Source organism: uncultured Aquimarina sp., assembly GCF_947492965.1.
Classification (GTDB): domain Bacteria; phylum Bacteroidota; class Bacteroidia; order Flavobacteriales; family Flavobacteriaceae; genus Aquimarina.
Genome location: NZ_CANLOZ010000001.1, coordinates 718568 through 730910, shown reverse-complemented (window position 1 = coordinate 730910; position 12343 = coordinate 718568). Strand labels below are relative to the sequence as shown.

Below are 12343 nucleotides of genomic sequence, written 5' to 3'. Positions count from 1 at the left end.
GAATAGTAACTTGTAATAATTATTTGAACACGATATTTCCTCCTGAGCTTTTAACTTCTTTCGCTAATTTTGCTTCCATTTTAGAAAGCTTAACTACAATTAATATTACTAATAACGCTTCGGGTATTTGCATCGCATCAGATAATAGTATTGCCTGTGTTCCTTCAATCAATTGTTCTATTGTATCTTGCTTAAAAGCAGTTTTAAGAACATATCTACCAATAAAATTCGATAGGATAAATAATGTCCACCATAGACCTATAATCAATCCTCCATTTTTTTTGATATAAGACGCATCGAATTTTTTTATTTTCTCCTGAGTTTCAGTCCAAATTTCACTCATGATCTGTACAGGGCGAAAAAATGAGATAATCGGAATAAACCAAGTCCATACAGCCATAGATTCTTTATGTTTGAGGTATGTAATTCCTAATCTATGTAAATTACCATAAGCCCTTCTAAACCAGTTTAAAAACAATACTATTGAAGTGATATAAATTCCAGTCTGTATAATCCCAAGAATTCCTTGTCTTAAATCATTAGATGTAGCTTCGCTTGGATCAATATATTGACCAATTTGCGCTCTTTGCAATAAATTCAATTCCATATACCCAGAAATAATTCCAACGATTGTCAATCCTGTAAGTATCCAAAAGACAATCAATAGGTTTTTTGCTCTTTTAGAATTATCCCAAATTTCTAAAGGAGTTGTTTCCTCCTGTTTTTCAGTAGTAGTTAGTTCGGTCATATTAGTTGAATTGATTACTTAATTAACATATATAAGTGTCAATTTTCACTAATATGTTACCCTTAAATTTTTAAAATCATGATACACAACGAATAAACAAGTATAACCTTAGGTGGAAAGGATACTATGTAGTATCTTCTTTATTGGAAGCAGTATAGCCATTACTAGATCTAACAATACCATTTGTTATCACATATTTTTAAATCACCAATATTCAAAGATTCGAGAAATTTTTCCGTTCTTAAATTCAAAAAGCGTCATTTCTGGCTTTCCCCTTTTAATGACACCATCTTTATTTTCAACAAATCTCTTTTGGGTAACTACGGCATTAAGTCCAATAATTTTATTTAAGATTTCTATGTCTTCTATGGTCCCTAAATATCTTCCGCTTTTTTGATTCTTAAGGTATCCGTCATAGAGTTTTTGGCGTGTATACGTACCACCATATTTTGGGTGTACATAGGTGAAATCCTCGGTAAAAAGCTCGAATACATTATCAATATCTTTTGGAATCGAATTGGCCTGAAAAATTTTAACGTTTAATTCATAGTATTTTTTCACTACCGCATCCAAGGAATCTTTATGAGCTTTTGTAGCCTCTTGACTATGCATAGCGCTTGTAACCAATAAGAAAAGTATCAATCGAAATATGGAAGTTGCTTTTGAAATCATCTAAAAAACACATTTAATGTTATACGTCCAAATGTATACGGACGATCCAAAACAATACGTTAATACCGAGTTAATTGTAACTTACTTAACTATTTAAAGGATCTTACCCTCTGATGTATTGAGAAGCTTAGAAATAAAAAGTTACTAACTAAAGTTTTCGCCGATACGCTTTGATATAGTTTCTTTTCTTTTTTTCATTGCCAAAAAAAGAAACAAAAAAGTTTAGGCTTACAAAAAAGAACCTAAGAAAATACTACACCACCCACATCAACGGATGAAAAAAACTCACTACTGCTCAAACAGTTTTTCATCCCCAAGCCCTCGCTGCTGGTTTAATTTTCAAATTTCTTTTTGATAGGCCACTCCCATCCTATCTTATTGATTTAAAATTAGTGAAAAGATTTCAAAGCACTGCTTTGAAACGTTGCATTAATTCATATAGCAAGATGTATTACTCAATCTTAAGAACTTAGTTCTTTTTTGGAGGTAATTCGACTTGTCCGTCTGGATGGATTCTGCAAATCACCTTGCTTTTTTGATCTACTATATTCAGTACAAATACAATAGGACCTTCTTTAGGAATATTAAAAAATGTCTCGCTTGTTGCTACAGATTGTAAACTTTCCAACACTGCTTCACCTGCTTTTTGCAAACATTCACTAATAAATTCTTCATCATCATCTTCGAAATATTCTCCATCTGTATCCAATGGAAAAAATGGTTCTAAATTAAATCCTCCACAGGCATCAAAGGCTTCCCCTTCGGAACCACCACCATACCCCATAAACTCTAAGTCTGGCGGTGATGTAATTTCTCCTTGAGCCGAAAAAATAATTTTTGCCACTGGTCGTACCGGATCATAACCAGTATACTTTGAGTTCGCATAAAACTCAAAAGACTCTAAAAGGTCTGCTTTTATCTGATCTGTAATTTGGTTGTTCATTTTTAGTTGCTAAATTATATCTTTATCATAATCTCCTCTACCCCGTTTTCCGTGAAGTGCATATAAAAATATAAAAGTATACCATACATCACGCTGAATGGTTTTTGAGTAGCAATAGTGGAGCAAAAATTATACTTTGATAGATTCAGGAGGACTATCGAGACGTTATAAAAAGCGAAAAGTATATATTTATAGCATGAAACTATCTTACGTATACATACTTAAATGTAATGATGACTCATATTATACAGGAGTAACATCAAATCTGGATCAAAGATTGTTTCATCATCATTCTGGTTATTACAAAGGTTGTTTTACCCATGATAGAAGACCTTTAGAGTTAGTATATAGCTGTGAGTTTACAGACATACAATTAGCTATTGACGGCGAAAAACAAATTAAAAAATGGTCAAGAGCTAAAAAAACAGCCTTAATTAATGGCGATTATGAGCAACTTCCTAACTTGGCAAAGAAGAAGTTTTAAGACTCAAAAAGCCTCAATTTACCTCAACTCAAATCCTATTCTCGATACATCAACTTTTGGTGGATACTCGAATTGACGGATTTGAATTCTAAGAATATTCGATCTGGGGAAATAATCAATCAACATACCTCGTCACGTCGAGTGGTTTTTGAGTAACGATAGTGAAGCAAAAATTGTATCGAGACGCTATTCAAGAAAAAGTTAAATTCCGAGCTTTGAAAAGATCTCGATACATTTTCTTCCATTACATTTCAGAAAACACTCGATCTGACGTCACCATTCTTATAGAAGTTAATACCTCCAACTTTTTAGATCAGCATCTTTGGGAGCCACTTTGGCAACTTTCTCGACATATTTTTTAATAAACATGCGATGGTATCGTAATCTACTGATATGATTACCATTTTCGTGATCGCCATTCCAGCAATGTTCGGCTCTATCTCCATAATCTACAACCCCATTATAATAAGGAGCGGTTGTTTCTGATAAGATTTCCTCGGCTAGATATACCGCATTATTGAGATAATAATTATCCATATCACCGCAGTACAAATGAATTTTATTCTCCCAATCTTTACCGTGTTTTGCCCAATCTCGTTTCAAAATATACGCCAGATCAAAGTTCTCTTTCCAAAATGCAGCGACTTCAGCATCGATTTCACCAGTGAGACGATCCCAGATTCTTTTCGGATAGCCTTCCTCATCTATTGGCGAATAGGTAGCTTCCCAAATATCCCATTGCTGTCCTGATCTACCTTTGGTTCCTAATACCAGTTCGCGATAATTCATATCTCTTAAACTCGCATCAACATTACCCAAATAATCTCGATGACCAGGCACTAATGTTTTTCTGAAAGCACCTTCTTTATAATATGCATTTTTGTCTTCATAGATATTTACCAAACAATACGCTCTAAAATCGATAGGATCCGGACAAGCAGCAAAACACATTCCATATTCTTTAGGATATTTTACCTGTACCGCCAGCGATTCCCATCCTCCTGTACTTCCTCCATATACAAATCGAGACCAACCTTCTCCGATTCCTCTAAACTGTTTTTCGATATGTGGGATCAATTCGTAGGTAATCGCATCTCCATAAGGTCCTTGTGCTTCGCTATTCACCGCATACGAATCGTCATAATACGGTGTAGGATGTTGTATTTTAATAGCAATAACTCTAGGAAAATCAGGACCTGTCCAGGTTTTATAAAAATCATAGGCTTCTTGCTGCACCATCACATTATAGCCTTCGACATCAAAACGCTCGCTATATTCTGGTTTTAAATCAGCATCGGGAGGAGTCATTCGAAATCCTCCAAAATCATTCGGAAAATGCCCGTGCATAATCGCCAATGGATATTTTACATCAGGATGTGTTTCCCATCCTTCAGGTAACAATACATGTGCTCCCAAATACATATCTCTACCCCAAAATTCACTTAATAATTTGCTCTTAATTTTTATATGTTTCACATACTTCGTATCCTCTGGTGCTTTGATTGGAGGTATTTTTTGATCCAACTGTATATTGATAGCAGGAAACTGCCCATCGGTAATCGTAATTTTCTGAGGGGTGGAGTAAAGATTCCCTGGCGCTTTGTTCCATTGCTGTCCTTCTCCCCTATCCATTGGTAATTTAACTGTATGACCATCTGCCCTGTTAAAAGTTTCGTATTTATGAAATAACACTTGCACATAAAACTCTCCAGACGGTAATTCTGTAAAGCTACGAATTGGATATCCAAAGGCTTTGGTATCAAAAGACATTGGTTCACCTGCTTTCCAATTATTCACATCCATCCCGAAAGCTTGACAGGTCTTAGAATCATCTCTTAGCTGAAATCGAGGTTCTTTTTCTATCTGTTCAGAAATCAAAACAATTAACCTTCCGTCCAATGCCTCTTCATACTGTTCTGAAGTAAAGGAAACCTGAATCTCTGCGGTAGCACTATCAATATTGTTATTATTAGTAGTGCACGAGAAAAAAAATGAGATACTAAACAAAATAGCTACCCAAAATATATTTGGATACACGCGGTGAGTTTTTTTCATGTTGTTGATGGTTTATGAGATGATGATTTTAGTGATCTTAGATATGTTTATGTAAACACTTTTTAAAGAAACGTAAATTTCTTTTGATTCAAAAAATCTCAATACATTTTCTTCCTTTACATGTCAAAAAATACTCAACCCAACTGACCTTTATCTTTTAAATGTGTGAGGAGATCAATATGCTACCTAAACTGTATACTCATGATAAAATAATGAGGGATTTTAAAACGTTTCCCCAATTCGTCTGTAGCAATATCACACTGCACTACTTCGCAATAGGAACTAGAACCATCTTTATGAACTGTTGGAGTGATTATAGCCAATACAGGATGTTTCTTTTCTAAGTCTATAGTTGTGGTTTCTTTACTTCCTAAAAAATCCTTCAGCGTATAGATGTCTGCATTACCCTTGAGATCATAATACATTTTTTTACTTCTAAATCTATTCCCATGCATTTGTACTTTTAGTTTTCCTTGATCTAGCTTCGCATAAAAGCTGATTGTCTCTTTCTCTGATCTTATATTGAAAATATCAGATTCTCTTCCGTCAAAAAGAACTTCTCTGGAACTTTCTTTACCATTGATATACTCAATAATTTCGATACTATACGATTTACCTTTAATAGCTTTCCCTTCAAAAATAAGTTTATCCAAAAAGAGATTTTCAAAGCTAACCAGTCCTTGTAGATCCTTATTTTCAAATCCTGGTTCAATCGTCATAGTGGCTGTTTGTTGAGCAAAACCAACTATTGAAACTCCTAAAAACAGAAGTAATGTGCATGCTTGTAAATTCATGATTTTGTGTTTTTTGATGATGATATTAATGATGATATACATATACGAAGTACTATGGGAAATTGATAACCCATAGCACAACATATACAATGATTAAAGTAATTTGATTACAAATTATATTTTACGCTAAGCAACCAATATCTAGGTTGCACAACGTAACTAGAAGTACTGTTAAACAGTTCGTTGAAACTATCACGGTTGATACTTTCGGTATTAAGAATATTTGTTACCCAAAACTTATACTCCCATTTGCTATCGGGTTTTTGATAGAACAATTCTGCATCCCAAAAGCTATATTCATTTAAGGTAGTTTGTGTATCGCTATAATTGTAATAACTGTAGGATGATTTTAGTAAAAACCCTTTGGCAAACGTCCAATCTAATCGAGCAAATGGTCGGCTCGTATAGAAAGTACTTTCGGCTCCGTTGTTATCATAATCATTCACAGTAATACTATATCCTAAATCAAAGTTAGGCCCTTTTCTAAAGTTAGTAGACCATTCTGTTTGATAGGTTTGGGTAAGACTAATACTCTCACTAGGCAACGCATTGACAATATTATTAAAACTAGACCAACTTAGTACTGCACTCAGATTCCCTTTGATCTTACCAAAAGTTCTGGTAAAATTACCATTGGCTGTTAGAATCTGATCGGCAAGGTTAGAATTGATAGGTGTGTTTACTCTATTAATTCCAGTAATTACACTTGTATTTTTTATAGGATTTCTTCTATTGCTATAACTCAATCTGGCAAAAATATTGGTGTAATTAAACATATTGAAACTAAAGTAGTTTAGCGAATAGTTATCATACAAAGCATTCTCTAAATTTCTGTTTCCTTGTGATAAGGAATTATAATTATTAAACACATATCCTTCTGCCAGATTATTAATATCCGTATAGTTAGCTGTAATAGAATAATTAAAACGAAGGCTTTCACTTTTCTTAAACTGCACCAATGCGAAAAAGTCGGGTAACACCAGCCATTCATTTTGATCAATGGTGGTACCTAATTGCTCATCTCTAAGATTATAATTATGAAGACTCACTCCTGGATTGAAGGTAAAAATACCAGTAATAAACTTATAATGAGCACTTGCGAAAATATCTCTAAAGTTATACGTAACATCATTCGAAAACTCTTCGGTATCGAAAGTATTCTGATCACCATTATCTAAGATTTGAAAAATAGAGGAATCAAAATTCTGAGTACTTAGCGTAGATCCTAAGGTAAAATTTAGATTACTCTTTTTATTTAGTACATAATAATAATCCAGTTTAGCATCTAGCTTATTGGTTTGTACAGTTTTTTGCTGATTGATATTGTATCGGTCTGATTCTTCTAGCGGATCAAAAGTATCTGAGGTTGGATCTAAAGGATCGTTGATTGTCGTAAAAACTCCTCTAAAAGGTATTTCAGATCGTATAGCATTATAAAAAGGATCTTCTTCTTGGAATAAATGTTGCGCTTCAAAAGAAAAAATATTTTTAGCATCCAACGTATAATATGCATTTAGGTTCTGTTGTACTGAAAAAGGAGTATTTTCTAAACGCTCATTGATATCTTCAGAAATATTATCCCTTTCTGAAATAAAGGTATCATCTTCTTGCTGATCTGATAATTTTCCGAATATATCATAATCCAATCTAAAATTTTCGTTAGGCTTATAACTAGCACTAAGCTTTAATAATCCTAGTGTACTTCTTTGTTGTGCCACATCGGATGTTTCTTCGATCGTATTATCTGTAGGATCTGGTGTATCGTCGATATAGGTTCTTCGTGTGTTAGTAATCAGATCCGTTTTGGTGTTACTCACAATTCCGTATCCACTGATATCTAATTTTTTACTGGCGGACATGCTAAAATTAGCAGCTCCAAACTTAGTATTAATTTCATTTGCCCGATCATTTTGTAAAACAGCAAAAGCTAGATCGTCACTGGTAATATTAAAGGATGTTCCTCCTCTTCCTAAATTTCTAAATCCACCTGTGAAATTAAAGTAATCTCTTCGTGTAAAGGGAACTTCTCCGATATCATTAAAATCTGTGAGTATATTAATACTGTAATTCGGACTGTAATAAAACAGCTTTGGTTTAATCAGATAACGTTCTGTGTCGCCTACTCCTGCTCCAGCAGTTATATCCCCAAACCAGAAGTTCTTCTTCCCTTCTTTAAGCTTTATGTTAATTGCTACCTGATCTTGGTTATTTCTCAATCCACGTAATTGCCCTACATCTTCATAATTACGCAATACTTCTACTTTATCCAATGCATCTGCTGGTATGTTTTTAGTAGCTAGCTTAGAATCACCATCAAAAAAATCTTTGCCTTCTACCATTACTTTAGACACTGTCTTACCCTCTACTTCAATTTCTCCGTCATCATTGACTTCTATTCCAGGAAGCTTATCCAATACATCTCCTAATTTTTTTTCGTTTCCATTGGTAAATGAATCCGTATTATACACCAGCGTATCGCCCTTAACTACTACCGGAATTTCATATACAATTTCTACCTCATCCAAACTGTTTTCGTCGGAAGTCATCTGAAAATCTATCTGCTCATCTTCTGTAGTAATCGTAATTGTTCTGTCTTTTGCAGAAAGCCCTATAAAACTAACTTTTAATAGATAGGTTTGATTGATTGGCACGGACAAACTATATTTTCCTTTACTATTGGTAATACCATAAGCTGTCATGGCATTGTCTGATTTTTTGTAGGCAATTACATTAGCCATTTCTAATGGGTTTCCCACAGAATCCTTTACAAATCCTGTGATTTGTACCTTTTGAGCGGACATAGTCATCCCTACCAAAAAGATGGTAAATAGTATCTTTTGTTTCATGTTTTTTGATTAATTTTTAAAGAATTTAGTTTCTTCTTCCTCCGCCAAATCCTCCTCTTCCGCGTCGTTGTGTACTAAATTGTTCGATCATTTCTTCGACTTTCTTTTTCGTGATTTCATCAAACTCGGCTTGCGAAACTTCTTTCCCTTTTGTTGGTGCTTTTATTTCTTCTCTTTCCTCTGCATTTAGCACTATTTTATTACATAATAATGTGGTTCTACCTTCCTGAATTTCTAAAATTAAACCCGGTAATCCCCAGTACGATCCTGGACCTTGACTGATAGGGATTTCGGGAGTATACCAAGCTACTACTTCGATCTCATCAGGTATTTCTGGTCGTTCTGGAGCATCACCTGCATTTGCCTGATCACCAGATCCCTTTTCTCTTTGATCTCTAAGTTCTCTAGCCTTTCGTCTCATCGCTCTCCAATCCATAACTTCACTAACCTTCTTAGTTGTAACAGCTTTAAAACAAGTATAATTCCCAATTTTTTTGGTTTCATTTACCATGGTCCATTGGTAGGTTTGCAAGGAATCTTTGATCAAGAAGTTTTTACCATAAAATTCTCTTTGATCATAATACTCTCCTTTTTTTACATCCTTGTAATAATTATTAGAAGTAAAACCTGATAGCATAGCTCCCCATCTTCCACCTCCACCTGTGGTCTCTAATTGTGCTTCTTCTTTGTAAGTAGCAGCACTTTTATCGAAGGTGAGTATGAATGTTTTTTCGAAAGCAGATTTCATTCTTTCGGCGATTGCTTTTTTCTGATCTTCCGAAAGTTGGCGTCCGCCAAAATTCATATCCATCCCTGTTTTACTAAAATAATACGCTTTTCCCTGAAAGTCTTGTGCGATTGTTAATGAGGTTACTAAGACGGCAACCAGTGTACTTATTGTCTTCATAATAGGCAGTTTTAAAATGATAAGACTATGATATCTCTACACGGTTTAATCCATAAAAGTTAATTAAATCCTAAAAAACAACTACTCACTTTTAGATCATTCGCTTTAGTAAAATCACTACCTGATACATTTTGCCTTTTGCATCTTTTACTTGGATGGTTGTTTCTTTCTGATTTTGTTTTAAATGCTTTTTCCATTCATTTAATTCTTTACCGTCATATCCATCAATGTTGATTAATTCATCACCTTCTCTAATACCTTTTTGATATGCCTCACTTTCCTTTGCCACATAACTCACTAGGATTTTATCCGACACTTTTTCGACGCCAATTCCACTGGTAGGGAACTCAAAAGGTGTATTATATTTTGAATTGGGTTTTAGATAGAATAGTTGATTTTTATAATCTAAGATCATATCGAATCGGTTGATGATTTTGGCTCCTAAAATCCCAGTATAACTAGAGGAAGCAGAAACACCTTCCTTTCCTTCTGAAATATCAATCGGAATATCAGTGAACTCAAAGTCTTCTAAAAACAATTTTTCAATGGTTCCTTTGGTATAAGTAGTAGACTTATTTAGTCCTCTGGCTTTACCTTTTATTGTTTTACCTGTTCGATTTTTAAGATCATGCTGTAATGCATACGGTGTATTAAACAATAAGCTCATATTAGCACCACTATCGAATAAGAAGTTCCCAGTTTTCGTACTTCCATCTCTTAGCGTAAAAGTAAGCTCCATTTGTGGTATCGGAGTACCATCAAATTTCATTGGGATTTTGGTAAACGTATCCAATTCAGAAATTTGATCCTCTTGCTTATATAATATAATTGTTTTTGCCTGGAAATCGAAACGCGTTTGATACCGTTTTAGAACATCGTAACCTATAATTCCTTGAATTTTCCTGCCTGATCGCTGAGAAAGCTTTTGTAAATCTACCAGAACCAGATTTGAATTTGAAAATGCCACATCCCCTACCTTTAAGCTTTGATTAGTCGCAATATGATAGGTTTGTGAACCATTGGCTCCTTGTGCGCTCTGAGAATAGTTGGACTTTATGTTCAGGGATTTTGCTACAGTACTGTCCAAAACTCCAATGGACGCTCCTGTGTCAAACACAAAATCCAAATATTCTTCGTGCTCATTTACTTTTACCTTGATAAAAACGAGTCCGTCTTCTTCAAACGGTATGGTTGTTACCTGAGCTTGAGCACAAAACGTGTATAATAAAACTATTAGAAAAGAAATCCTGTTCATTTTTGATTGTTTTGATTGATGTTATATGATTATCCTCCTATTCTAATTTCTATACTATTACCGTCCTCTCGCCTTGGCAATCTGTCTTGCATTTCTTTCATTTTTTTACGCATGATTTCTTCAAATCTGGTTTCAGTAACTTCCTTACCTTTAGTTGGTGCTTCAATTTCTATCTTTTTATTGGGATTAAGTACTATTTTATTACATAAAATTCGCAGATCACCATCATTAACTTCCATAATCAATCCTGGTAATCCCCAATAATTAGAAGGACCGTTATTCACTGGAATCTCTGGAGTATACCAAACTACTACTTCAACCTCTTTTGTTTCTGGTTCGGACTTTTCTTCATCATTATTTACTCTTACCTCTCTTATAATTTCCTGAGTTCTGGTCATTGTAGCCTTATAGCAATTATAATTTCCTATCTTTTTAGTTTCATTTGAAAGTTTCCAGTTATAATGAGTTAAGGTATCTTTTACCAAAAACATCTTACCGAGCATATCTCTCTGCGCAACAAACTTTTCATCTTTTGTATTCTTATATAAGATATCTGAAGCTCCTGACCCTGCAACCATTATTTGCATTCCTGAAGCTGGCTGTGGTGCTCCTAAACTTTCTTCTTCTTTATAAACCGAAGCAGATTTATTAAATCGCAAAGTATACTCCTTCTGAAACTGTTTACGCATCATTTCATGAATTTGCTTCTGCATTTCAGAGTTTATTTGCGTACTGTCTAATTGTATTTCTAATTTCCTATCGGTACTGTAGGTAGCAATGCCTTGAAAATCTTGAGCAGTAACACTTCCGATTACGGATAAGGTAACAATAATGATAAGTCTTATCATGTCTATTTATTTTAAAAGGGTTTCTAATTTATTTTTTAATTCTGTTGGTTCTCCCATTTTCATCCCTCCATTTTCATCTCTGATATAGGGAATTCCATTTGCGATATGACTAATAGCTCCGTTTTTATCTAGGAGTACATTCTTAGGAAAAGCTTGTATTTCTAAAGTATCAATATATTCCTGAGCGTCAACCACCTGAATAAAATCAAAGTTGTGCTTTTGTAAAAATGCTTCAACTTTTTCTTTAGGTTCATAAGTAACCGCTATAAAATTGATGCGATCTCCGTACTCCTTTTTTAATTGGTTTAGTTCTGGCATCTCATCAATACATGGTTTGCATTTCGTAAACCAAAAATTTAATAAGGTAGGCTTCCCTTCTAATTCATTGGTATACAATCGATCTCCGGATAATCCTACTAAAGAAGCGTATGGTAGTTTTTTATTCTTTAATGAATGTAACTTACTTTTCGTTGTTGTCGAACCATTAAGATTCACATGAAAACCAAAATCATGGATAATGGAATCTTTCTTGAAACTAGTATCTTTAATTTCAATTTCTACAATTGCTTTTTCACTGATTTTATGAATTTTATCAGCTATTTTTTGTTCTGCTTCTTTTAATTCAGCTTCATTAAATACATCTCCATTGGCATTTCTATAATAATTGGATTGCGCTTGAATCATTACTGACGTCAATATTGCAATAAAGAGTACGATTGGTTTTTTCATTTACATTTTAGTTTTATATGATTTGTACATCACAAAGATGAAAACCTAATGCAAACAAAACC

11 protein-coding genes are annotated in these 12343 nt (G+C 34.1%); 1 reads left to right on the top strand and 10 read right to left on the bottom strand.

The window, feature by feature from the left end; translation table 11 throughout:
• Positions 1 to 19 precede the first annotated feature (19 nt).
• The 3 genes from Q1B37_RS03040 to Q1B37_RS03030 all read right to left on the bottom strand — a co-directional run bounded on the left by Q1B37_RS03040 (position 20) and on the right by Q1B37_RS03030 (position 2363).
• Complete coding sequence (locus tag Q1B37_RS03040; RefSeq protein ID WP_299895252.1) at positions 20 to 748, bottom strand: DUF4328 domain-containing protein; 729 nt, start codon at positions 746 to 748, stop codon at positions 20 to 22.
• A gap of 204 nt (positions 749 to 952) precedes the next feature.
• Complete coding sequence (locus Q1B37_RS03035) at positions 953 to 1420, bottom strand: nuclear transport factor 2 family protein (protein ID WP_299895250.1); 468 nt, start codon at positions 1418 to 1420, stop codon at positions 953 to 955.
• Between the two features lie 469 nt (positions 1421 to 1889).
• Positions 1890 to 2363 (bottom strand): hypothetical protein, encoded by a 474-nt coding sequence (locus tag Q1B37_RS03030; RefSeq protein ID WP_299895247.1) that lies wholly within the window; start codon positions 2361 to 2363, stop codon positions 1890 to 1892.
• 196 nt (positions 2364 to 2559) lie between these two features.
• Here Q1B37_RS03030 and Q1B37_RS03025 point away from each other — a divergent pair, with 196 nt between their 5' ends.
• Positions 2560 to 2847 carry a GIY-YIG nuclease family protein gene (locus tag Q1B37_RS03025; RefSeq protein WP_299895244.1) on the top strand — a complete coding sequence of 96 codons (288 nt, stop codon included), beginning with the start codon at positions 2560 to 2562 and terminating at the stop codon, positions 2845 to 2847.
• 291 nt (positions 2848 to 3138) lie between these two features.
• Here the strand turns inward: Q1B37_RS03025 and Q1B37_RS03020 are convergent, their stop codons facing one another.
• The 7 genes from Q1B37_RS03020 to Q1B37_RS02990 form a co-directional block, all read right to left on the bottom strand.
• Positions 3139 to 4902 carry an alpha/beta hydrolase-fold protein gene (locus tag Q1B37_RS03020; protein ID WP_299895242.1) on the bottom strand — a complete coding sequence of 588 codons (1764 nt, stop codon included), beginning with the start codon at positions 4900 to 4902 and terminating at the stop codon, positions 3139 to 3141.
• Between the two features lie 182 nt (positions 4903 to 5084).
• A complete protein-coding gene (locus Q1B37_RS03015) occupies positions 5085 to 5696 on the bottom strand; it encodes a hypothetical protein (protein ID WP_299895239.1) in 612 nt (203 codons plus the stop codon).
• Positions 5697 to 5803: 107 nt separating this feature from the next.
• Complete coding sequence (locus Q1B37_RS03010) at positions 5804 to 8542, bottom strand: carboxypeptidase-like regulatory domain-containing protein (RefSeq protein ID WP_299895236.1); 2739 nt, start codon at positions 8540 to 8542, stop codon at positions 5804 to 5806.
• A 25-nt stretch (positions 8543 to 8567) separates the two neighbouring features.
• Complete coding sequence (locus tag Q1B37_RS03005) at positions 8568 to 9449, bottom strand: GLPGLI family protein (RefSeq protein ID WP_299603222.1); 882 nt, start codon at positions 9447 to 9449, stop codon at positions 8568 to 8570.
• Positions 9450 to 9540: 91 nt separating this feature from the next.
• Entirely contained in the window at positions 9541 to 10704 is a 1164-nt protein-coding gene (locus tag Q1B37_RS03000; protein ID WP_299895231.1) for an aspartyl protease family protein, read from the bottom strand.
• Positions 10705 to 10733: 29 nt separating this feature from the next.
• Complete coding sequence (locus Q1B37_RS02995; protein ID WP_299895228.1) at positions 10734 to 11552, bottom strand: GLPGLI family protein; 819 nt, start codon at positions 11550 to 11552, stop codon at positions 10734 to 10736.
• A 6-nt stretch (positions 11553 to 11558) separates the two neighbouring features.
• A complete protein-coding gene (locus Q1B37_RS02990) occupies positions 11559 to 12281 on the bottom strand; it encodes a TlpA disulfide reductase family protein (RefSeq protein WP_299895225.1) in 723 nt (240 codons plus the stop codon).
• Positions 12282 to 12343 lie beyond the last annotated feature (62 nt).

Coding starts and splice junctions, on each gene's coding strand:
- Q1B37_RS03030 (WP_299895247.1), bottom strand. CDS start 2,363: ATGAACAACCAAATTACAGATCAGATAAAAGCAGACCTTTTAGAGTCT.
- Q1B37_RS02990 (WP_299895225.1), bottom strand. CDS start 12,281: ATGAAAAAACCAATCGTACTCTTTATTGCAATATTGACGTCAGTAATG.
- Q1B37_RS03000 (WP_299895231.1), bottom strand. CDS start 10,704: ATGAACAGGATTTCTTTTCTAATAGTTTTATTATACACGTTTTGTGCT.
- Q1B37_RS03005 (WP_299603222.1), bottom strand. CDS start 9,449: ATGAAGACAATAAGTACACTGGTTGCCGTCTTAGTAACCTCATTAACA.
- Q1B37_RS03020 (WP_299895242.1), bottom strand. CDS start 4,902: ATGAAAAAAACTCACCGCGTGTATCCAAATATATTTTGGGTAGCTATT.
- Q1B37_RS03010 (WP_299895236.1), bottom strand. CDS start 8,542: ATGAAACAAAAGATACTATTTACCATCTTTTTGGTAGGGATGACTATG.
- Q1B37_RS02995 (WP_299895228.1), bottom strand. CDS start 11,552: ATGATAAGACTTATCATTATTGTTACCTTATCCGTAATCGGAAGTGTT.
- Q1B37_RS03015 (WP_299895239.1), bottom strand. CDS start 5,696: ATGAATTTACAAGCATGCACATTACTTCTGTTTTTAGGAGTTTCAATA.
- Q1B37_RS03025 (WP_299895244.1), top strand. CDS start 2,560: ATGAAACTATCTTACGTATACATACTTAAATGTAATGATGACTCATAT.
- Q1B37_RS03035 (WP_299895250.1), bottom strand. CDS start 1,420: ATGATTTCAAAAGCAACTTCCATATTTCGATTGATACTTTTCTTATTG.
- Q1B37_RS03040 (WP_299895252.1), bottom strand. CDS start 748: ATGACCGAACTAACTACTACTGAAAAACAGGAGGAAACAACTCCTTTA.